This is a genomic window from Streptomyces sp. NPDC057623 (assembly GCF_042800355.1).
GTDB lineage: Bacteria > Actinomycetota > Actinomycetes > Streptomycetales > Streptomycetaceae > Streptomyces.
This window is the reverse complement of sequence record NZ_JBHVGZ010000003.1, coordinates 75,395-96,263: the sequence shown is the minus strand read 5'-3', so window position 1 is coordinate 96,263 and position 20,869 is coordinate 75,395. Positions and strand designations below refer to the sequence as shown.

18 protein-coding genes and 1 pseudogene are annotated in these 20,869 nt (G+C 69.9%); 9 read left to right on the top strand and 10 right to left on the bottom strand.

Annotated features, from left to right (window positions below; genetic code table 11):
- Nucleotides 1–82 precede the first annotated feature (82 nt).
- Nucleotides 83–2,092, top strand: coding sequence for a glycosyltransferase family 2 protein (locus ACFU95_RS04705; RefSeq protein WP_383821664.1), 2,010 nt, complete (start codon nucleotides 83–85; stop codon nucleotides 2,090–2,092).
- Complete coding sequence (locus ACFU95_RS04700; protein WP_383821661.1) at nucleotides 2,089–4,026, top strand: galactose oxidase-like domain-containing protein; 1,938 nt, start codon at nucleotides 2,089–2,091, stop codon at nucleotides 4,024–4,026. The genes ACFU95_RS04705 and ACFU95_RS04700 overlap by 4 nt, the downstream gene beginning before the upstream one ends.
- Before the next feature lie 106 nt (nucleotides 4,027–4,132).
- Here ACFU95_RS04700 and ACFU95_RS04695 read toward each other — a convergent pair whose 3' ends face one another.
- Nucleotides 4,133–5,161: a glycoside hydrolase family 6 protein gene (locus ACFU95_RS04695; protein WP_383821658.1), complete on the bottom strand. Its 1,029-nt coding sequence runs from the start codon at nucleotides 5,159–5,161 to the stop codon at nucleotides 4,133–4,135.
- Nucleotides 5,162–5,349: 188 nt separating this feature from the next.
- Between ACFU95_RS04695 and ACFU95_RS04690 the strand changes: the two genes are divergently transcribed.
- Nucleotides 5,350–6,129, top strand: a complete 780-nt coding sequence (locus ACFU95_RS04690) for a GAF and ANTAR domain-containing protein (RefSeq protein ID WP_383821655.1) — start codon at nucleotides 5,350–5,352, stop codon at nucleotides 6,127–6,129.
- Nucleotides 6,130–6,452: 323 nt separating this feature from the next.
- Here the strand turns inward: ACFU95_RS04690 and ACFU95_RS04685 are convergent, their stop codons facing one another.
- From ACFU95_RS04685 to ACFU95_RS04665, 5 genes and pseudogenes are all read right to left on the bottom strand, one after another.
- Complete coding sequence (locus tag ACFU95_RS04685) at nucleotides 6,453–7,118, bottom strand: class F sortase (protein WP_383821652.1); 666 nt, start codon at nucleotides 7,116–7,118, stop codon at nucleotides 6,453–6,455.
- Between the two features lie 2 nt (nucleotides 7,119–7,120).
- On the bottom strand, nucleotides 7,121–7,660 hold the full coding sequence (locus tag ACFU95_RS04680) for a hypothetical protein (protein ID WP_383821649.1): 540 nt from the start codon (nucleotides 7,658–7,660) through the stop codon (nucleotides 7,121–7,123).
- Between the two features lie 120 nt (nucleotides 7,661–7,780).
- Entirely contained in the window at nucleotides 7,781–8,560 is a 780-nt protein-coding gene (locus tag ACFU95_RS04675) for an HAD-IIA family hydrolase (RefSeq protein WP_383821646.1), read from the bottom strand.
- A 331-nt stretch (nucleotides 8,561–8,891) separates the two neighbouring features.
- On the bottom strand, nucleotides 8,892–9,854 hold the full coding sequence (locus ACFU95_RS04670) for an LPXTG cell wall anchor domain-containing protein (protein ID WP_383822242.1): 963 nt from the start codon (nucleotides 9,852–9,854) through the stop codon (nucleotides 8,892–8,894).
- A gap of 423 nt (nucleotides 9,855–10,277) precedes the next feature.
- Nucleotides 10,278–11,378 (bottom strand): annotated as a pseudogene (locus ACFU95_RS04665) (ROK family protein); the annotation flags it as partial.
- Nucleotides 11,379–11,426: 48 nt separating this feature from the next.
- Between ACFU95_RS04665 and ACFU95_RS04660 the strand changes: the two are divergent.
- Together ACFU95_RS04660 and ACFU95_RS04655 are read left to right on the top strand one after the other, a co-directional pair.
- Complete coding sequence (locus ACFU95_RS04660) at nucleotides 11,427–12,500, top strand: Gfo/Idh/MocA family oxidoreductase (RefSeq protein WP_383821643.1); 1,074 nt, start codon at nucleotides 11,427–11,429, stop codon at nucleotides 12,498–12,500.
- Nucleotides 12,497–13,021, top strand: coding sequence for a heme-degrading domain-containing protein (locus tag ACFU95_RS04655; RefSeq protein WP_383821640.1), 525 nt, complete (start codon nucleotides 12,497–12,499; stop codon nucleotides 13,019–13,021). Before ACFU95_RS04660 ends, ACFU95_RS04655 begins: the two co-directional genes overlap by 4 nt.
- A gap of 102 nt (nucleotides 13,022–13,123) precedes the next feature.
- Here ACFU95_RS04655 and ACFU95_RS04650 read toward each other — a convergent pair whose 3' ends face one another.
- The 4 genes from ACFU95_RS04650 to ACFU95_RS04635 form a co-directional block, all read right to left on the bottom strand.
- Entirely contained in the window at nucleotides 13,124–13,981 is an 858-nt protein-coding gene (locus tag ACFU95_RS04650; protein WP_383821638.1) for a fumarylacetoacetate hydrolase family protein, read from the bottom strand.
- A 152-nt stretch (nucleotides 13,982–14,133) separates the two neighbouring features.
- Nucleotides 14,134–14,862: a YidC/Oxa1 family membrane protein insertase gene (locus ACFU95_RS04645; protein WP_383821635.1), complete on the bottom strand. Its 729-nt coding sequence runs from the start codon at nucleotides 14,860–14,862 to the stop codon at nucleotides 14,134–14,136.
- Nucleotides 14,863–14,987: 125 nt separating this feature from the next.
- Nucleotides 14,988–15,299 (bottom strand): DUF6412 domain-containing protein, encoded by a 312-nt coding sequence (locus ACFU95_RS04640; protein WP_383821632.1) that lies wholly within the window; start codon nucleotides 15,297–15,299, stop codon nucleotides 14,988–14,990.
- 122 nt (nucleotides 15,300–15,421) lie between these two features.
- The gene (locus tag ACFU95_RS04635) at nucleotides 15,422–16,210 is read right to left on the bottom strand and encodes a class E sortase (RefSeq protein WP_383821629.1); all 789 of its coding nucleotides are present in this window, start codon (nucleotides 16,208–16,210) and stop codon (nucleotides 15,422–15,424) included.
- A 238-nt stretch (nucleotides 16,211–16,448) separates the two neighbouring features.
- Between ACFU95_RS04635 and ACFU95_RS04630 the strand changes: the two genes are divergently transcribed.
- From ACFU95_RS04630 to ACFU95_RS04615, 4 genes are all read left to right on the top strand, one after another.
- A complete protein-coding gene (locus ACFU95_RS04630) occupies nucleotides 16,449–17,921 on the top strand; it encodes a glycoside hydrolase (RefSeq protein WP_383821626.1) in 1,473 nt (490 codons plus the stop codon).
- A gap of 221 nt (nucleotides 17,922–18,142) precedes the next feature.
- Complete coding sequence (locus ACFU95_RS04625) at nucleotides 18,143–19,153, top strand: SEC-C metal-binding domain-containing protein (protein WP_383821623.1); 1,011 nt, start codon at nucleotides 18,143–18,145, stop codon at nucleotides 19,151–19,153.
- A gap of 234 nt (nucleotides 19,154–19,387) precedes the next feature.
- Complete coding sequence (locus tag ACFU95_RS04620; protein WP_383821621.1) at nucleotides 19,388–20,200, top strand: DUF6551 family protein; 813 nt, start codon at nucleotides 19,388–19,390, stop codon at nucleotides 20,198–20,200.
- Nucleotides 20,201–20,399: 199 nt separating this feature from the next.
- Nucleotides 20,400–20,738, top strand: coding sequence for a hypothetical protein (locus ACFU95_RS04615; protein ID WP_383821618.1), 339 nt, complete (start codon nucleotides 20,400–20,402; stop codon nucleotides 20,736–20,738).
- Nucleotides 20,739–20,869 lie beyond the last annotated feature (131 nt).

Genomic DNA, 20,869 nt, shown 5'->3' with positions numbered 1-20,869 from the left:
GCCTGTGAAGGTCGAGGGGGACCGGAGCAGCCGTAAAGGAACCGACAGACACGCGGGTGACCCGCGTGTGGGGGGATGACTCATGACGTCGACGCCGACGGGCGCCCGGCAGAACTTCGACCCGTCTCAAACCACCCAACTGAGGGTGCCTTCGCAGACCAGGACCGGAGCTTTCCGCCGGATCAAGAAGACGCTGCCGAAGTACGACTACGAGCACTACAGCCGGCTCGCCGGCCCCCTCACACAGCCCGACCCGAACAAGCCGTACCGGGTCGAGTACCGCTCGCTGATCTCGCAGGAGCCGCACCGGATCAGGGTCGCGCTGATGCTGGCGGCGGCCCCGGTGCTGTCGCTGGTCCTGCTGTTCTGGCTGCTCCAGCCCGAGCACTGGACCGAGCGGGACTATCCCGCCTTCGACTTCCTGCCGGCGCTCGACATAGTCATGCTCGTCTCGATCGGTCTGATCGAGTTCTTCCGCTGCATGAACGTGCTGTCCAACGCGCACGCCACGCTGGTCGCCCGCGACCCGATCCCGGTGGTCCCGGAGACCGGCACGAGAGTCGCCTTCCTGACCTCCTTCGTGCCCGGCAAGGAGCCGCTGGAGATGGTGACGAAGACCCTGGAGGCGGCCGTCAAGCTGCGCCACCGGGGTCTGATGCACGTCTGGCTGCTGGACGAGGGCGACGACGCGGAGGTGAAGGAGGTGTGCGCGCGGCTCGGCGTGCACCACTTCTCCCGCAAGGGCATCGCCAAGTGGAACCAGGCCAAGGGCCCGCACCGCGCCAAGACCAAGCACGGCAACTACAACGCCTGGCTCGACGCGCACGGCGACGACTACGACTTCTTCGCCTCGGTCGACACCGACCACGTGCCGCTGCCGAACTACCTGGAGCGGATGCTCGGCTTCTTCCGCGACCCGAACGTCGGCTTCGTCATCGGCCCGCAGGTGTACGGCAACTACGACAACTTCGTCACCAAGGCCGCCGAGTCGCAGCAGTTCCTCTTCCACGCCCTCATCCAGCGGGCGGGCAACAAGTACGGCTCCCCGATGTTCGTGGGTACGTCGAACGCCGTACGCATCAAGGCGCTCAAGCAGATCGGCGGTCTGTACGACTCGATCACCGAGGACATGGCGACCGGGTTCGAGATCCACCGCCACAAGAACCCGGCCACGGGGAAGAAGTGGCGGTCCGTGTACACGCCGGACGTGCTCGCCGTCGGTGAGGGGCCGAGCGCCTGGACCGACTTCTTCACCCAGCAGATGCGCTGGTCGCGCGGGACGTACGAGACGATCCTCAAGCAGTACTGGAAGGGCTGGTACTCGCTGCCGCCGAGCAAGCTCTTCAACTACACCATGATGATCATCTTCTACCCGATGTCGGCCCTCAACTGGATCCTGGCGGCACTGAGCTGTGCGCTGTTCCTGGGCCTGGGCGCCTCGGGTGTGAACATCGACCCGACGATCTGGCTGATGCTCTACGGCAACGCCTCCGCACTCCAGATCGGCCTCTACGTCTGGAACCGCCGCCACAACGTCTCGCCGCACGAGCCCGAGGGCTCCGGCGGTGTGGCCGGCATGGTGATGTCCGCGCTGTCGGCGCCGCTGTACGCGAAGGCGCTGATCGACTCCGCGCTGCGCAAGAAGAGCAAGTTCGTGGTCACCCCCAAGGGCGATTCCGCGAGCCCCGACCGCTGGTTCGGGACCTTCCGGTACCACTGGTACTTCATCGCGATCTTCGGGGCGTCGATCACCGCCGGTTTCGTGTACGGCCACGCGCACCCCGCGATGATCATCTGGGCGACGTTCGCCATGCTGATCACCGCGACGCCGATCTTCGCCTGGCGCTACATGCTGCGGCAGGACAAGAAGAGGCCCGTCGCGACCGTGCCGGCCCAGCCCGCCCCGGCCCAGTCCGCGCCGTACCAGCCGGAGCCGCAACCGCTGCCCACGCAGCACGCGTCCCATGCTCCGCACACGGCGCATGCCCCGCACGCGCCGCAGCACAAGCCGAGTTGGGCCGCGTCGGGCAGTAGTGGTAACGACCAGACGATGCAGATCGCCCTTGGTGGACTTGGGGGACGTAAGGAATGAACGACCGTGCAGGCCGCCGCCGCGCCCGTCGACTCGCGATAGGTACGGCGGTGGTACTCGCGCTGGCCGGAATGAACGGGCCGTGGCTCTATCGCGTCGGCACCGAGAAATACCACCAGTACCAAATCAACAAGCCCGAGTACAAAGCCGAGAACGGCAAATGGGAGATCGTCGATTTCCCCGAGGAGTACCGCCAGAACACCATCCACGCGGCTCTCCTGCACACCGGCAAGGTGCTGCTGATCGCGGGCTCGGGCAACAACCAGGACAACTTCGACGCGAAGAAGTACGACACCCGGATCTGGGACCCGGTCAAGGGCACGATCAAGAAGGTGCCGACGCCGAACGACCTGTTCTGCACGGGGCACACCCAGCTGTCCAACGGCAACCTGCTGATCGCGGGCGGTACCAAGCGCTACGAGAAGCTCAAGGGTGACGTCACCAAGGCCGGTGGCCTGATGATCGTCCACAACGAGAACCCGGACGAGCCGATCACGCTGCCCGCGGGCACCAAGTTCACCGGCAAGGAGAACGGCAAGACCTTCGTCTCCAAGGACCCGGTGCTGGTGCCGCGTGCGAAGAAGGTCTTCGACAAGGCGACCGGCAAGTTCCTGCGCAACGACCCCGGTCTCGGCCGGATCTATGTCGAGGCGCAGAAGAAGGGCGAGGACTACGAGACCGGCACCCAGGACAACTACCGGATTCAGGGGCTGTCCGGTGCCGACGCGCGTAACACGTACGGCATCGCACAGAAGCTCGCCCTGGACAAGAAGGACTTCCAGGGTATTCGGGATGCCTATGAGTTCGACCCGGTCGCCGAGAAGTACATCAAGGTCGACCCGATGCACGAGGCCCGCTGGTACCCGACGCTCACCACCCTGGGCAACGGCAAGATCCTCAGCGTCTCCGGCCTCGACGACATCGGCCAGCTCGTGCCGGGCAAGAACGAGGTGTACGACCCGAAGACCAAGAAGTGGACGTACCTGCAGAAGACCAGGCAGTTCCCGACGTACCCGGCGCTGTTCCCGCTGGAGAACGGGAAGATCTTCTACTCGGGTTCGAACGCGGGCTACGGTCCTGACAACGTGGGCCGCGACCCGGGCATCTGGGACGTGGGCACCAACAAGTTCAGCAAGCTGAGCGGGCTGAGCGACCCGAAGCTGATGGAGACCTCGGGCACGGTGCTGCTGCCGCCGGCGCAGGACGAGAAGTACATGGTGATCGGCGGCGGTGGCGTCGGCGAGTCCAAGGAGTCCAGCGAGAAGACGCGGCTGATCGATCTGAAGGACGACGACCCGAAGTTCGTGGACGGGCCGTCGCTGGAGAAGGGCACGCGGTATCCGCAGGCGTCGGTGCTGCCGGACGACAGTGTGCTGGTGTCGGGTGGCTCCGAGGACTACCGGGGGCGCGGCGACTCCAACATCCTCCAGGCGCACCTGTACAACGCGGCCACGGGCGCCCTCAACCGGGTCGCCGACCCGCTGGTGGGCCGTAACTACCACTCGGGGTCGATCCTGCTGCCCGACGGGCGGGTGATGTTCTTCGGCTCGGACTCGCTCTACGCCGACAAGGCCAACACCAAGCCGGGGAAGTTCGAGCAGCGGATCGAGATCTATACGCCGCCGTATCTGTACCGGGACGCTCAGCCGTCGTTGTCGGGCGGTCCGCAGACGATCAAGCGGGGTGGGTCGGGGACGTTCACCTCGAAGCACGCGTCGTCGATCGAGAACGTCCGGTTGATGCGGCCGAGTGCGTCCACACATGTCACTGACGTGGATCAGCGATCGGTGAAGCTGGACTTCGAGAAGTCCGGGGACAAGATCACGGTGGATGTGCCGACGAATCGGAATCTGGTTCCGTCGGGGTGGTACATGCTGTTCGTCACGGATGACCAGGGGACGCCGTCGAAGGCGCAGTGGGTGAAGGTGCCGTAGCGCTGCCGCGGGTTTGGTTTTCGGCTGCGGGTTTCATGTGGCTGGTCGCGCAGTTCCCCGCGCCCCTAGGGGGGTGGGGGCGCCGCCAGCCACATGAGTCCCGGCGTTACTTACTGGCCTCCGCCAGTTTCAAGGCGTACTCCGCCCACCACTCGCCCGCCTTCGGGCCGCCCTTGCACTCGCCGTCCGACTCGCCGGGGCGCTTGACCCAGACGTAGGCGTCGACCAGCGGGTCGGACGTCCTGGTCGTCGGGGTCTCGCCCAGCGCGCGGCCCGGCGGGTTGCACCAGCGCTCGTCCGGGTTGCCCTGGGTGTAGGGGCCGTTGCCGTTGCGGCTGGTGTCGATGACGAACGGCTTGTCGCCCACCCTGGTGGAGAGCTGCCTGCCGTACGCGACCGAGTCCTTGGTCGTGTAGAAGTTGGACACGTTGACGGCGAAGCCGTCGGCCTGGTCGATGCCCGCCCACTTCAGGGGCTCGAAGATCTGGTCGGGATGACCCCAGCCGGCGTTGCCCGCGTCCAGGTAGACCTTGGTGTTCTTCAGGGCCTTGAGCTTGGTGATGGCACCCTTGAGGAGGTCGTAGCGCTCCTCGTGGAACTCGCCCGGGGTGCAGCCGTCGACGAGGTGCAGCACCGCGTCCGGCTCCAGGATCACCGTCGTCGACCGGTCCCCGATTCCCTTGGCCACGCCGTCGATCCAGGCCCGGTAGGCGTCGCCGTCGGCGGCACCGCCCTGGGAGTACTGGCCGCAGTCGCGGTGCGGGATGTTGTAGAGGACCAGCAGGGCGGTACGGCCGGCCTTGTCGGCGGCCTCCGTGTAGCCGCGGGCCTCGTCCTCCGGGTTCTCCGGGCCGATCCACTCGCCGGTCGGCTGCTGCGCTATCTTGCGGATCTCCTCGGCGTCCTCCTTCTTGCCGTTCTTCACGTAGTCGGCCACCTGCTGCGCCGCGTTCCCGTCCGGGTTCACCCAGAACGGGTCGGTCTCCTTGGGCTGTTGGCTGATCCCGGCGCCGGCGTTGTCCTCCGGCTCCTCGCCGTCCCCGGAAGAACAGCCCGCGATCAGCAGTGCCGCCCCCAGCACCATCGCGGACGTCCGCGCGCGAGCCCCCCTCCAGGCCCCCCTCTTCAGGTACATCCAGCTCCCCCTCGGGTGCACTGTTCCAAGGCTCAATCCTGACATACGTGTCGTGGGGCACACGAGGTCGCCGAGCCTTGTCGGGGACCTGTTACAGCCACTAAGACGGCTCCGAGGGGCGGTGGGGTGCGCCCGTGGGGCGGCACCGACAGGGGAACAGAGGAACAGGGGAAGGGGAGTGTGCGCTCATGCACCCATCCACCCGGGAGATCCGGCTGGCGCAGGCGTTGGTGGAGTCGGCGGACACCCTCACAGACGGGTTCGAGGCCACGCGGTACTTAACGGGCGTAGCCGACCACTGTGTGCGGTTACTGCCGGCGCAGGCCGCCGGGTTCATGCTGATCGACGAGGACCGGACGGTGTCGCTGACGGCGAGCAGCGCGCATCAGGAGATGGCGAGGGACCTGCTGGAGGCCCAGCGCGACGGCGGGCCCTGTCTGGACAGCTACAGCTCCGGCCGCCCAGTGCGGCCGGTGTCGATACGGGCGGCCCGGGCGGCGGCCCGCTGGCCCGAGTTCACCGAGCGGGCGCTCGTCCATGACATCGCCGCCACGTTCGCGGTGCCGCTGCGCCGCCACCGGCAGCCGCTGGGCGCGCTCAACGTCTTCGTCCGCGCCCTGCCCGACGGCTCCCGCGCCGACGACGGCACGCAGCTGCGGCTGGCCCAGCTCATCGCCGACTGCGCGGCCCTCGGACTCCAGAACCACACGACGTACGTCCAGTGCCGCACCCTCGCCGGTCAGTTGCAGCAGGCCCTGTCCAGCCGGGTGCGCATCGAGCAGGCCAAGGGCATGCTCGCCGAGCGCTGGAACACGGGCGCCGACGACGCCTTCGTGGCGCTGCGGCAGTACGCGCGCCGTCGCCGGCTGCCGCTGGACCGGGTCGCGGGCGAGGTCATCGACCGGGTCGCGGACGACGCCGAGCTGCGCCGGGAGGCGGAAGGCGGGGACGACGAGGAACGCGCGTAGTACCGCCTCGAACTTCCTCTAGGCCCCGGCCGCCATCCGTTCTAGAGTCGGTTCCGGACGACCCCAGCCCCCGGTCGGACCATCCCCCACTGGGTCATCACAAGGCCTCCCGCGCCGGTCGCCGGGTTACTCCCGCAGCCCGTGCGCGCGCGGTAGAGGACCGGCCCGGTCGGCGGCCTCGGGGGGAGCGGGCCGTCGACCGGGCCAGGTGCGCCCCGGCCCCGCTCACAGCCCCGTGCCGGTGAGACAGGCCGAGACGATCACGTTCGCCGGTTGGGCGTCGTATGCCTGCCGGCGTCGGCCGAACCAGGGGCAGAGGCCCGTCACACCCCTGTCCCCGTCAGATAGGCCGACACGATCACGTTCGCCGTATAACTGCGCGTCACCCGGTCGAAGGTGCCGCCACAGGTGATCAGCCGCAGTTCCGCCCGGCCCGACCGGTGGGCGCCGTAGGCCTGCCGGGCGTCGAAGCGGTCGCGGGTGATGACCTGGACGTCGTCCACGGTGAACTCGGCGAGCTTGCCGTCGTCGCGGAGCACGCGCACCGTGGCACCCGGTTTCAGCGCGCTGATCTTGTAGAAGACGGCCGGCCGGGTCTCGGTGTCGACGTGCCCCACCAGCAGCGCGGCGCCTGCGGCTCCCGGCTTCACCCCGGCCGCGTACCAGCCGACGAAGCCGGCCCGGTCGTAGGGCGGCGGATCGATCGCGCCGTGGGTGTCGAGGCCGCGGGCGATCACCGGCGCCTTCACCCGGAGCCCGGGGATGTCGAGGCGCTGGGGCAGCGCGTTCCCCAACGGCTGTGCGGCGGGCGGCAGGTCCACGCGTGGCGGCCGTCCGACGGCCGCGACGTCGCCCGACACCGGCGCGGATATGCCCTGCCGTACGTCGGTGACCTCCCGTCCCCACAGCCACAGCCCGAGCAGCAGTACGGCCCAGGCCGCGCCCATGAGGAAGCGGCCGCCGCGGGCGGGGCGTTCGTGGTCGGACATGGTCAGTGCGGCCTGCGCTGCTCGCGGCCGCGGCGGGCGCTGCGGAGTGCCACGGCGGTCGCGGCGACGCCCGCGAGGACCAGCCCCGTCACGGTGTGCGCCGTGCCGGGCCCGGCCTCGCGGGCGTCCACGACGGCGAGGTGGGCGGTGCCACCGCCGCCGGCCTCGACCGGGGCCACGGGAGACGCGGGAGCCGACGGCCGCGCCCCCTTCCGTACGACGTGGACGGCGCCCGCGCGGGACGCGTCCCCGCAGGCGACCTTCACGTTGTACACGCCCGCGGTGACCGTGGAGCGGATGCGGCTCTGCCCGACGAGGGTGCCGTCGGCGCCGACAGTGAGGCGTACGTCGGCGACGAACGCCGTGGAGACGGCCAGGGCGGTCTTCTCCCGGCATCCGCTCACCAGCAGCGCGATATCGCCGCCCGGGTGGGGTGCGGACGGGCTGACCGAGACACCCCCGTCCGCCGCGTACGCCGCCGGGGTGACGGCGACCGTGCCCAGGGCGGCGATGGCACAGAGGGTGACGCGCAGTGATCCCATCGTGAACCTCCAGATATCTGGAGACTCCCCCCGTGAGTCCGGCCCCGCATCCTCAGCGGGGCCGCACTGCTCCGTACGGGTTGTGTCGCGCGGCCACGGGTCAGGGCAGCGCGTGTCGCCCTAGATCCGCTCGACGAGGTCCGCGATCGAGTCCACGATCTTGGACGGACGGTACGGGAAGTTCTCCACCTGCTCGGGCCGGGTCAGTCCGGTGAGCACCAGGAACGTCTGCATGCCGGCCTCCATGCCGGCCAGCACGTCGGTGTCCATCCGGTCGCCGATCATGGCGCTGGTCTCGGAGTGGGCGCCGATGGCGTTCAGACCGGTCCGCATCATCAGCGGGTTCGGCTTGCCCGCGAAGTACGGCTGCTTGCCGGTCGCCTTGGTGATCAGCGCGGCCACCGCGCCGGTCGCGGGCAGCGGGCCCTCGGTCGACGGCCCCGTCTCGTCGGGGTTGGTGCAGATGAAGCGGGCGCCGTTGTTGATGAGCCGGACCGCCTTGGTCATGGCCTCGAAGGAGTAGGTGCGGGTCTCGCCGAGTACGACGTAGTCCGGCTCGTGGTCGGTGAGGATGTAGCCGATGTCGTGCAGCGCGGTGGTCATGCCCGCCTCGCCGATGACGTACGCCGAGCCGCCGGGACGCTGGTCGTCGAGGAACTTGGCGGTGGCCAGCGCCGAGGTCCAGATGTTCTCGATCGGCACCTCCAGGCCCATGCGGTTCAGCCGGGCGTGCAGGTCGCGCGGGGTGTACATCGAGTTGTTGGTGAGGACGAGGAAGGGCTTGCCGGAATCACGCAGCTTCTTGATGAAGGCGTCGGCGCCGGGGATCGGAACGCCCTCGTGGATGAGCACACCGTCCATGTCGGTGAGCCAAGACTCGATGGGCTTGCGGTCTGCCATGTCGCTGTGCTCCTGGCCTGCGTACGGGATGGGCGGGGGCGCCGGAACCACGGCGTACCGACGGCCCCCAGCGTAATCAGGAGTGGCTGATCCTGACCCCGTCGATCACCTGGTAACCGTCGGCGGTGCCGCCGCTCACGTGCCCTGCGCGGCGGGCAGTGCGGGCAACTCGGCGACGGGGCCGGGCACATGGGCGCGCCGGCCGGCTTCAGCGCCTTCGCGTCTCCCGAACGGCAGTGGGCGGCCGCCGTCCACCGGAACGCGGCGAGGAGCATGCGCCGTCGCAGACGGAAAGGCCGACGGAGGCGGCGGACCGGGAAAGCGAGCGCTCTCAGCGGCGCCTCCGGGCGAGCAGCAGCACGGCGCCCGCGAGCACGAAGGCCGTGGTGGCGGCGAGGGTGGCGCCGGGGGTCGAGGTGAGGCCGGTGCGGGCGAGTTCGTCGGCGAGGGAGAGCTCGTTCCCGGCGGAGCCGGTGCGGGGGCTCGTCGAGGGGTTCGGGACGGCGGAGGCGGCCGGGTCGGCGGAGGATTCCCGGCCGGCCGGAGCGGAGGGGTCGGACGGGCCGGTCCCGTCGGCGGCATCGGCGTCGGCGTCGGCGTCGGCGTCGGCCGGGTCGGCTTCGATGGTGAAGCGGTAGTCGTTGGACTGGCCGACCCAGTCGCCGTCGCCGTCGTGGCGCTGTACGACGGCCGCGTTGACGGTGACCTCGTTCGGCACGGCGTCCGAGGTGACCGCGAGGCGGACCTTCACGGTGACGGTCTTGCGGGGGCCGACGGTGAAGCCGGAGAAGCCGTCGAAGGCGCCTACGAGTTCGTCCTCGTCGGTGGTCTCGAAGCGGACGGGGTGGGGGCGGGCCTTGTCCGGTCGGCCGGCGTCGTCGGGGCTGCCGGCGTCGTCGGGGCTGCCGGCGTCGTCGGGGCTGCCGGCGTCGTCGGGGCTGCCGGCGTCGGCCGGGCCGTCCTGGCTGCCCTTCGGGGGCCCGTAGAACTCAAGGCGGGGCTGAGACGGCTTGAGGGCCCGCTTGCCGTCGACGAGGACGACGACGGGGTGGATGCCGGTGCAGGTCCGCCCTGTGGTGTTGGTGAGGTCCAGGTACCAGATGCCGAATCCGCCGCCGGCCGTATAGGAGTCGGGGCCGCCGCGGAGGCGGGTGGTCAGGGGGAAGGCCCCGTCGTCGGTGACGCAGCTGGGCAGGGCGACGGGAGGTTCCGCGTGCACCGGGGGCGCCGCGGCGAGAAGGGCGGCTGCTGCGAGGCAGAGGGGAGCGGGTGAGTGCAGTAGTCGCATGAACACATGACCATGCCGGGTGCGGGCGGACATACGGCGCTGCCATTCCGTACGGCCCCGCAAGACCGCTCGATCAGCGCACGCGCACCGTCACCCGTCGGCCCGCCCGAACAACGGCGCCAGCAGCAGCTGGGCCGCGCCTTCGGCGACGCCGTGCGCGCCGTGCGCGCCGTGTTCCCCGCGTTCACCGTGTTCGCCGCGTTCCCCGCGTTCGCCCCGTTCACCGCCTACGCCACCTGTGCCGCCCCCGGCGTGTTCCTTGCCGTCCCGGCCCTGCCGAGCTTCCGCGCCCTCCCGGCATTCCCTGCCTTCGGCAGCCTCCTGGCCCACGCGGCCCTCGTGACCTTCCGCGGCCTCCCGGCCCACCTGGCCCACCCGGTCCTGTCGGCCTTCCATGGCCTCCCAGCCAACCCGCCCCTCCCAGCCCACCCCGCCGGAGGCGACCCGCACCGGTACCGTCTCCTCGCCCGCGCGCGGGGCGCGTTCGTCGAGGACGGCGGTGACGCCTCGTACGAAGGTCTCCGGGGCGGTGGCGACCGTGCGGCCGCCCAGCAGGACGAGGTCGACGTCGAGCAGCGCGACCAGGTTGCCGACGGCCGTGCCGAGCACGCGGGCCGCCTCCGCGATGTCGCCGCGCGCCACGGCGGCCAGGCACAGCGCCTCGACACAACCGCGGTTGCCGCACTCGCAGGGCGGGCCGTCCAGCTGGACGACCTGGTGCCCGAACTCCCCGGCGCCCGTACGGGCCCCCCGGTGCACCACTCCCCCGAGCACCAGCCCTCCGCCGACCCCCGCGCCGAAGTGCAGATACGCGAAGGACGTGACGGACGCGGTCTCGCCCCCGACCGCGAGTCCGAGGGCGGCGGCGTTGGTGTCCTTGTCGACGACGACCGGCAACGACAGGCGCCGCGCGAGCACGTCCCGCAGCGGGAAGCCGTTCCATTCCGGGAACCCGGTCACCCGGTGGAGCACACCGCGCCGGTGGTCGAGGGGTCCGGGCAGCGCGACGCCGACGCCGAGCACGGCACCCGGCCGCCCGGCCCCGGCCGCCAGCTCCCCCACCTCGCGCACGACCCGCTCGACGACCGTCTCCGCGCCGGCCCCCAGGTCCAGCGCCGTTGTGCGCCGCGCGACCACGGCGCCCGTCAGATCACAGAGCACGGCCGTCAGCTCGTCCCGGTCCAGATGCACGCCCACCGCGTGCCCGGCCTCCGGCACCAGCCGCAGCACCGTACGCGGCTTGCCCCCCGTGGAGGCCCGGCGCCCGGCCTCCGCCGCGAGTCCGTCCTCCCGCAGCCGGGCGGTGATCTTGCTGACCGCCTGGGGGGTGAGTCCGGTGCGCTCGGCGAGTTCGAGCCTGCTGATGCCCTCGGGACCGGCCGTGCGCAGCAGGTCGAGCACGAGCGCGGTGTTGTGACTGCGCAGGGCGCCCAGATTCACGCCACCGCCCGCGCCGCCGCCCCCGCCACCGATCGCGCCGCCCGCCGCCCCGCCGCCGACATCGTCCTTCGTCCTGTTCACGCCGCCCATTGTCCCTGGCGCTTGCACTTTGGCAACAGCGTTGCGAAAGTGGGCGTCATGAGTGCTACTCCCCTGCGCGTCGGCCTGGTCGGCTACGGCCTCGCCGGCTCCGTCTTCCACGCCCCGCTGATCGCCACCACCGAGGGGCTCGCCCTGGACACGGTGGTCACGTCGAACCCCGAGCGGCAGAAGCAGGCCGGCGCCGAGCACCCGGACGTACGGGTCGTCGCCACCCCCGACGAGCTGCTCGCCCGCGCGGCCGACCTCGACCTGGTCGTCATCGCGTCCCCGAACAAGACGCACGTCCCGCTCGCGACCGCCGCCCTGAAGGCGGGCCTCCCGGTCGTCGTCGACAAGCCGATCGCCGGCACGGCGGCCGAGGCGCGCGAACTGGCGACACTCGCCCAGGAGCGCGGCCTGCTCCTGTCCGTCTTCCAGAACCGCCGTTGGGACAACGACTTCCTGACCCTCCGCCACCTCCTGGCCGAGGGCGAACTGGGCGACGTATGGCGCTTCGAGTCCCGCTTCGAACGCTGGCGTCCGCAGACCAAGGGCGGCTGGCGGGAGTCCGGCGACCCCGCAGAGATCGGAGGTCTGTTGTACGACCTCGGCAGCCATGTCGTCGACCAGGCACTGGTGCTCTTCGGCCCGGTCACCCAGGTCTACGCCGAGGCGGCCGTCCGCCGCTCCGGCGCGGAGACCGACGACGACACCTTCATCGCGCTCACGCACGCGAACGGCGTCCGCTCCCACCTGTACGCCTCCGCCACGACCGCCCAGCTCGGCCCGCGTTTCCGGGTGCTCGGCTCGAAGGCGGGCTATGTGAAGTACGGCCTGGACCCGCAGGAGGCGGCACTGCGGGAGGGCCGGCGGCCCGGCGCGGGTACGGAGTGGGGCACGGAACCCGAGTCGCTGTGGGGCCGGGTGGGATCCGGCGAGTCCCCCGTGACGGGCGGCGGCCGCGTCGAACCCACCCTCCCCGGCGACTACCCCGCCTACTATGCGGCCGTGGCCAAGGCACTGCTGGACGGCGGCCCCAACCCGGTGCCCGCCCTGGAGGCGGCCGCCGCCCTCGACGTGCTGGAGGCGGCGCGCCGTTCGGCACACGACGGAACGGCGGTGACCCTGTGACGACGCACAAGCCCCACAAGACCCACAACCCGGAGATCACTCCGAAGTTCCACCCGGAGCTCACCCCGCCCCTGGGGGAGCTGGAGGCCCAGGAACGCCGCCTGGTCTTCCGCCAGTTCACCTACGACGACGCGTGGGCCCTGGGCTCCCTGCTGGTCGAGATGGCCCGCGAACGCCAGGCCCCGGTCGCCATCGACATCCACCGGGCCGGCCAGCAGCTCTTCCACGCCGCCCTGCCCGGCTCCACCCCCGACAACGACGCCTGGATCGCCCGCAAGCGCCGCGTCGTGGAGCGCTACGGCGCCTCCTCCTACGTCGTCGGCGCCCGCTTCCGCGCCAAGGGCACGACCTTCGAGGACTCCTCCCGCCTGGACCCCGACACCTACGCGGCCCACGGCGGCTCCTTCCCGGTCAACGTCGAGGGCGTCGGCGTGATCGGGTCGGTGACGGTGAGCGGGTTGCCGCAGCTGGAGGACCACCGGATGGTGGTGGAGGCGCTGGAAACCTTCCTGGGCTTCTAGGGGCGCGGGGAACTGCGCGATCAACCACGGACTACCCGCGGCCGACCGACGACCCGCAGTTCCCCAGCTCTCCCAGCTCTCCCAGCTCTCCCAGCGGAGCGCCTACGCGTCCTTGAACTCCTGCCGCTGCCGGCCGAGCCCCTCGATCTCCAGCTCGACCACATCCCCGGCCCGCAGATACGGCTTGGGCTCGGGCCGCCCCATGGCAACCCCCGCCGGCGTACCCGTGTTGATGACGTCGCCGGGATACAGCGTCATGAACTGGCTGACGTACCGCACGACCTCCGCCACCGGGAAGATCTGCTCCGCCGTCGTCCCGTCCTGCTTCAGCTCGCCGTTCACCCACAGCCTCAGCGAGAGGTTCTGCGGGTCCGCCACCTCGTCCGCGGTCACCAGCCACGGCCCCAGCGGATTGAACGTCTCGCAGTTCTTGCCCTTGTCCCAGGTCCCGCCGCGCTCGATCTGGAACTCCCGCTCGGACACGTCATGCGCGACCGCGTACCCGGCGACATGCGCGAGCGCCTCCTCGGCGGACTCCACATAACGGGCCGTACGTCCGATGACGACCGCGAGCTCGACCTCCCAGTCGGTCTTCACCGACCGGCGGGGGACCAGCACGGTGTCGTTCGGGCCCACGACCGTGTCCGCGGCCTTGAAGAAGACGACCGGCTCGGCGGGCGGCTCGGCGCCGGTCTCGCGGGCGTGGTCGTGGTAGTTCAGCCCGATGCACACGATCTTGCCGATGCGCCCGAGCGGCGGCCCGACCCGCAGCCCGGTCGCGTCCAGCGCGGGCAGCTCACCGGCGTCCGCGGCGGCGCGGATCCGACCGAGCGCCGCGCCGTCGGCGAGCAGCGCCCCGTCGATGTCCGGCACGACACCGGAGAGGTCCCGCAGAACACCCTCGGCATCGAGCAGCGCGGGCGTCTCCGCTCCCGCCGTACCGACTCGCAGCAGCTTCATGATCACAATCTCCCTCGATCGCGGGCGCCCGCCGACGGGTGCAGCCATCGGAGGACTGGTCGATCGTCCAAGGTCCACGGCCAGTCCGCAATACCTGGTTCACGTACTGGACCGTAGAGCCCAGGAGCTGGGGAGCCCAGGAGCTGGGGAGCTCAGCGATAGAGCACCGCCCGCTCCACCGCGCTCCACGTCGTGCTGGTCACCACGTACAGCGCGGCGGCCAGCGGCACGACCGCCACGGTGAAGAGCGTGAAGAAGGACATGAACGGCATCACCTTGGTGACGGCCCCGAGCCCGGCCAGTTGCTGCCCCTCGGCCGCGGCAACCGGGGAGACAGGGCTGTTGGCCGCCATCATCCGCTTCGTCCGCCGGAAATTGAACGTGGCGACGGCCGCGACGATCACGAACAGCCCCAGATACACGACTCCCGCCCCGCCGAACGCCCCTCCCCCGGCACCGCTCAACGCGTCGGCCCACCGGTCCCCCAGCGGCGCCGCGAACAACTGGTGTGAGAGCAGCTCGTTCGCCTTCCCGCCGATCGTCGTGTTCGAGAACAGGTGGTAGAGGAGGAAGAAGGCCGGCAGCTGGAACAGGCCCGGCAGGCATCCGGCCAGCGGCGACACCTTTTCCTCGGCATGCAGCTCCAGTACGGCCCGCTGGAGCCTCTCGGGGTTCTTGGCGTGCTTCTCGCGCAGCTCGGCGATCTTCGGCTGCAACTCGGTCCGCGCCTTCTGCCCCCGCGCGGACGCCCGGGACAGCGGATGCACGAGCAGTCGTACGAAGGCGGTGAACAGGACGATCGCGGCGGCGGCCGCGGACGCGCCGAACAGCGGCTGGAGCAGATCGGCGAGCTGTTGAACAAGGTCGGCGAAAACGGACATGGGTGAGCCCTCCGGGGGTCTCGTCGTGCCGGAACGGGGCATGCCGGGAAACGGCATGGCGGAATGCGGCATGACGACCCGCGCGGGGTCACGCTTCTCAGCTGTTCAGTGCGTGTGTGCGTGCCCTACGCGACGGTCGCCGGGAGGGCGTGCCCGGGTGCCCTGGGCCGTGGCCGGCCCGAGGCGTCGGGGTCGCGTTGCGGCAGGAAGGCCGTACGGCGGGCCCGGTCACGGATGGCCGTGCGCACCCGGGTCGGCGCCACGGTGGGCGCCGCGCGCGAGGCGAGGAGCGAGCAGACGGCGAACGCGGAACCGGCGGCCGCGGTCGCCGCGAGTGCGACGGTCGCGGAGAGGCTGCCGGTGTCGAGCAGCACGATCTCGAGGAAGAGGAGCACCAGCGCGGCGGCGGGACGCAGACCGGCCCGACTGCGGATCATGGGCTGCCCCCTCCGTACCGGTCCTGTCATGGCGCTCGTCCTGATGTTCGTTATACAGGAACTGGAACAGGGACGGGGACGGGGGCGGGGGCGGGGGCGGGGCGGGGACCGGGCCAGAGCCCCTAGCGGGGCCGCATGGAGACGAGCTTGGCCCACACCACCAGCCGGTACTTCGACGTGTACTCCGGGGTGCAGGTGGTGAGGGTGAGGTAGTAGCCGGGGTCGGTGTAGCCGTAGGCCGGCCTGACGGTGGAGCGCGGGACGGGCCGCAGGACGCCGCCGTCGCGGGCGGTGGTCCGCGGCAGGGTCTTGTCGACGGCGTACGTGTACGTCGCGCTCCGCGTCTCGACCCGAACCGTGTCCCTGGCCGCGAGCCGGTTGATGTACCGGAAGGGCTCACCGTGGGTGTTGCGGTGCCCGGCGAGGGCGAAGTTGCCCGCCTGGCCCGGCTGTTGGGTTCCGGGGTAGTGGCCGACGTACCCCTTGTTGAGGACGCCGCTCCTGCTGACGCCCTCGGCGACGGGGACGCGGAGGTGGAGACGGGGGATGGTGAGGATGGCGTAGGACCGGGACCAGTCGGGGGCCGGTGCGGGGGCGGCGGTCGCCCGACGCCGGGTGTCGGCGGGCCGCTTTGGGGAGCCGGTGGACGACGGCGCCGGCGTGACGGCGGGCGTCGGCGGCACGGCCGTACGGGAGTCGCCGCCTCCACCGTCCCACGTCCGCTCAAGCGCCCGGACCTCCCGCGCGGCCCCCTCCCTGGCCTCCCGATTGGTCCACCACACCTGGTGAACGACCAGCAGCAGAAGCACCACCCCGACCGTGACGAGCACCTCCCCGCCGCCCCACAGCACCCGCCGCCGCAGGGCGCGCCGCCGAAGCCCGCTGTGCCGCACGACGCGAACCCGCACCATCCTGAGCCTCCTTCACCGGGGCCGCACGCACGATAGGCGCCGCCTCGCGAGGTCTCCAGACCCCTGCGCGTCCGGTACGCCGAACACTTCCTTCACAGGTTTGAGAAAGGGCTGTCGAAACCTGTCGAAACCCTCGACAACCTCATACGTCACACCTGATGCTTCCTGTCGGCATCAACGGGGACAGGCCACGACGCCGGTTCGACGACGACCGGCCGTTGAACGAAGCGGAGAAGTCATGATCCGACGCAGAACTCTGCTGGCGGCGACAGGCGGTGCCGTCCTCGGCAGCGCCCTGGCGACGGGCACCGCACACGCGGACGCGACGATCGCCGTCAACCCCGGCACGTCGTACGGCACCTGGGAGGGCTGGGGCACCTCGCTGGCCTGGTGGGCCAATGTGTTCGGCAGCCGGAACGACTTCGCCGACCTCTTCTTCACCACCAACTCGGTGACCTACAACGGCACGACGCTCCCCGGCCTCGGCCTCAACATCGCCCGCTACAACCTCGGCGCGTGCAGCTCGAACAGCATCAACGGCGAGAGCATGGTCGCATCGCCGAACATCCCCGCCTTCAAGCAGATCGAGGGCTTCTGGCAGGACTACAACAACGAGGACCCGGCGTCCTCGGCCTGGGACTGGACGGCGGACGCCAACCAGCGCGCGATGCTGGTGAAGGCGACGCAGCGGGGCGCGACCACCGAGCTCTTCGCCAACTCCCCCATGTGGTGGATGTGTTCCAACCACAACCCGTCCGGCGCGGCGGGCGGCGGCAACAACCTCCAGACCTGGAACTACCGCCAGCACGCCTCGCACCTGGCGGCGACGGCCCTGCGCGCGAAGAACAACTGGGGCGTGAACTTCGCGACGGTCGACCCCTTCAACGAGCCGGCCTCCACCTGGTGGACCGCCACCGGCACCCAGGAGGGCTGCCACATGGACCCGGCGGTCCAGGCGGCCGTACTCCCCTACATGCGCAGCGAGTTGGACAAGCGGGGCCTGACGGGCATCCGCATCGCGGCCTCGGACGAGACGAACATCGACACGGCCCGCTCGACCTGGTCGTCCTTCGGCTCCTCGACCAAGGCCCTGGTCAGCCAGGTCAACGTGCACGGCTACCAGGGCTCGGGCGGCCGCAGGGACCTCCTCTACACGGACGTCGTCACGACCTCCGGCAAGAAGCTCTGGAACTCGGAGACGGGCGACAGCGACGGCACGGGCCTCGCCTTGGCCTCCAACCTCTGCTACGACTTCCGCTGGCTGCACCCGACGGCGTGGTGCTACTGGCAGGTGATGGACCCGTCGACGGGCTGGGCGATGATCGCGTACGACGCGAACACGCTCCAGCCGACGACGATCCAGACCAAGTACTACGTGATGGCGCAGTTCAGCCGTCACATCCGCCCGGGCATGCGGATCCTCGACACCGGCGTCAGCTACGCGGCGGCGGCCTACGACGCGTCGGCGCGCCGCTTGGTGATCGTCGCGGTGAACACGTCGACGTCGGCCCAGACCCTGACCTTCGACCTGTCCCGCTTCACCACGGTTTCCGGCGGCTCGGGCGGATTGGTCCCGCGCTGGAACACGGTGACGACGGGCGGGGACCAGTACCGGTCGTACTCGAACACGTTCCTGAGCGGGAAGTCGGTGGCGGTGCCGTTCGCGGCGAAGGCGGTGCAGACGTTGCAGATCGACGGGGTGGTGATCTGAGGCGGCGGTCGTGAGGGGGCTGGCGCACCCTGGGCTGCCCGGCCCTGGGGTGCCCGCCCTTGAGTCGCCCGCCCCGGGGTGCCCGGCCTTGAAGCGCCCGCGCCAGGGCTGCCACTGCTCGGCCGTGACCAAGGTCGCGCCCGCCTCGACCAGGCAATATCTGCACCCTCTTCCCCCCTCTGTTCTCCGCACCGCCATCCCTAGCCAGTACGGTGTCTGACATGCGCCCCGACACGCCTGCCGAAAACGTCGACCACACCGCCGAAGCGGCACGCCTGGAGCGAACCGCCGGCCTCTACCCCGAGGACGCCGAGGCCCTGCTCCTCCAGGCCGCGGCCCACCTGGAACTGTCCGGCGACCGCCCCGCCGCGACCGCGCTCTACGACCGCCTGCTGGCGTCGTCGACTCCCCTGGAAGACCCCCATCTGGTACGGGCCTTGAAGGCGTCGAACCTCTGGGAGTACGGCCATGAGGCGGAGGCCAGGGCCATCATCGAAGGCGTCCGCTCGGCCTCCCCCAGGGACCCGGCCCCGTGGGTGATCGTCGCGGAGTCCCTGGAGTCCCACGACGAGCTGGAGCAGGCGCAGGAGACGTTCACGGAGGGCGCCCGCCTCCTCCTGACAGACGTCCCGGAGCCCCCGTACTCGACGCACCCCCTGCTCTTCGGCCGCCATCGCGTACGCCGCATGCTGGGCCTGGCCCACGACGAATGGGACGCCCTGGCCGACACGCTCCACTCGATGCCGATCTCCCTGGACGAACTCCACGACCCGAAGCGGGTGTGGTCCCTCGGCTCGGACAACCCGGCGGAGCTGGAGGCGGAGATCTCCCGCCTACGAGCGGAACTCGGCGCCTACCGCGAGGCCCTGTCCCGCCCGTTCCCGGTGGCGGTCCTCCACTGGACGGCGGGGGAACTGGCGGAGCTGGTGGCGGCGTACCCGTCGCTGGCGGCGGAGTACCCCTCGCACGGGGAGCACCTGGAGACGATAGAGGCGTCGCTCCGGGAGCTGTCCTCGTCCGGCACCCCGAACCTGGGGATCGTGACCGGCACGGCGCCGTCGTACGAGGCGTTCGCGGCTTCCGAGCTGGCCTCGCCGGAGGACGCGACGCTGCTGCCGCAGTATGCGACGACGTTGGCGGCGCGGGGGCGGGCGGTTGCCTGGCCGCCGCAGCGGGGGGCTGGGTGTTGGTGTGGGTCTGGGCGGCAGTACGGGGAGTGCCACGGGGCGTAGTAGGTCGACCGCGGCCGACGACGGGAGCTCGCTCACGTACGGCAGTGAACCCCCAGCCTTGGCATGGCTGGGGGTTCATCGGTTTCTCGGGAACCCTCGAAGCCTACGAACTGCGTTGCAGAAGAAGGGACTTGCAGAAACGTTCGCCCATATGATTTGCTGAAGATCGCGTTGCATCCCAAAATCCCGGCATTGCCGATAACTCCCCCTAACGCAACGCTGAAAGGCACAGCCATGCCCAAGGCGAGGTACACCTTCGAGCTCCCCGAGCACAAGGTGGACTACGGGGTCGAGGTTGCGATCAAGGACCTCAACATCGACCCCCAGGCGCAGCGGACCCTCAATGAGAGGCGCGCCCAGAACATTGCGAACAACATGGTCCGCGAGGCAATCGGATCAGTCATCGTGTCGCAGCGTTCCGACGGCGACCTCTACCTCGTCGACGGACAGCATCGTTGGCGAGCGTGCGCGTTGGCCGGTATCCCGACCATCCGGGCCGAGATCCATCACGGACTGACCCAGGCGCAGGAAGCCATCCTCTTCCTTATCAAGAACCGGGAGTCCCACAAGCCGCGTCCCATCGACGAGTACCACGTCGGCCTCACCGGTGGAGTACCTCTCTTCGTCGACACAGACAGGATCCTGAAGAAGCACGAGCTGACCCTCGGCTCCACCTCCACCAATGGTGTGGGGGCCGTATCCGGCGTGCTGCAGATCGTGGATCGCTATGGTTCCTCCGTCTTCGACCGCACGCTTACGGTCGCGGAAAACGCATGGGACCGTTCGGCGGAGACCTGGGACGGAATGCTCCTGGGCGGCATAGGCATGTTCCTCGGCCGATGGGGAGACGTCGTCGAGGACAGCGAGTTGGCCCGGAAGATCATGACCATGGGCACAGCCGCCAAGTGGCGCTCCGAGATACTCAGCCAGTCGTCCCGTGGCGGCTTCAACAACAGCGGTACCGGATCGCGAGTCTCGACCGCCTACCGCCTCGTAGCTAACGCCTGGAACAAGGGCCGCAAGGCCGAGAACCGGATCGAGGCGTAACTCAGCGAACGGTCAGCGCCTTCTCCTTGGTGGGGAAGGCGATCATTTTCGGCTTGACCTGAGACAGCGCCGATTCGCTTCCCGTGAGCCAACACGCCCACCATCCATAAGTATCGGGGCGTGGGCGTAGCCATGCCGTTTAGCATGCCGCACATGCCGCTCTTGTCTCGCCGACCGCACGAAAAAGGGTCAGCAAACCATGTTCTCGCAGCTTCTCGACGGCGTGCCCGTTGAGGTCGTCATCTCAATCGGGCTCGTACTTGTGACACTCGCGTTGGCGCGAGTGATCAGGAACCTCCCCAAGGACACCGTCGCCAGGTTCTTCGAGCACCGGACCACCAAGTACCAGATCATTGCCAGCGACTCGAAAGGTCGCGTGGCTACCATGCAGAAGCAGCGGCTTGTGTTCCTCGGCTTCGCCCTCACGTGCTTGGTCGTGGTCTCCCTCACCTTCATCAACTCCACGAACAGCACGGCTGAACCCTCGCGGCAAAGCCCTACCCCCGCTGCCCCAAAGGATTCGCACCCCACCCCCTGAGGCGCCTCAACGTTCGAAGTTGCCTGTGGGGCACGGCGGCCTGGCGTGATCGCCTCTCGGCATCAGACCTTCACTTGTCAGTGACTGCTGTTAGAACAGATCCTTAGCCAAACGAGAGACTCAGGAGCAAG